Source organism: Shigella sp. FC1661 (assembly GCF_001712525.1).
GTDB classification, from domain to species: domain Bacteria; phylum Pseudomonadota; class Gammaproteobacteria; order Enterobacterales; family Enterobacteriaceae; genus Escherichia; species Escherichia coli.
This window is the reverse complement of record NZ_MDGW01000437.1, coordinates 1-611: the sequence shown is the minus strand read 5'-3', so window position 1 is coordinate 611 and position 611 is coordinate 1. Positions and strand designations below refer to the sequence as shown.

Below are 611 nucleotides of genomic sequence, written 5' to 3'. Positions count from 1 at the left end.
AACACGCCAGTTCGCCCGGATGTTGGGACTTGAACCGAAGAACACGGCGGTGCGGAGTCCGGAGAGTAACGGAATAGCAGAGAGCTTCGTGAAAACGATAAAGCGTGACTACATCAGTATCATGCCCAAACCAGACGGGTTAACGGCAGCAAAGAACCTTGCAGAGGCGTTCGAGCATTATAACGAATGGCATCCGCATAGTGCGCTGGGTTATCGCTCGCCACGGGAATATCTGCGGCAGCGGGCTTGTAATGGGTTAAGTGATAACAGATGTCTGGAAATATAGGGGCAAATCCAGTCCCTTCCGGGGTATCCTGCAGGCAGATGCGTTTAATGGTTACGATCGGCTGTTCAGTGCCGAACGAGAAGGCGGCGCGTTGACGGAAGCAGGATGCTGGGCTCATGCGCGGCGCAAAGTCCACGATGTATATATCAGTACCAAAAGCGCGACAGCGGAAGAAGCCCTGAAACTAATCGGTGAGCTGTACGCCATCGAGCACGAAATACGCGGGTTGCCGGTGTCTGAACGCCTGGCGGTCAGGCAAATGCAGAGTAAACCGCTACTGACTTCCCTGTATAAGCTGATGCAGGAGAAAGAACACACGTTATCG

The 611-nt window shown here is 53.5% G+C and carries 1 protein-coding gene and 1 pseudogene; both read left to right on the top strand.

Annotation, left to right across the window (positions count from 1 at the left end):
* A partial coding sequence (locus BFF42_RS19700; protein WP_000318964.1) for an integrase core domain-containing protein occupies nt 1-286 on the top strand: 286 nt, incomplete at its 5' end.
* 13 nt (nt 287-299) lie between these two features.
* Nucleotides 300-611: pseudogene (locus BFF42_RS19695) on the top strand (IS66 family transposase); the annotation flags it as partial.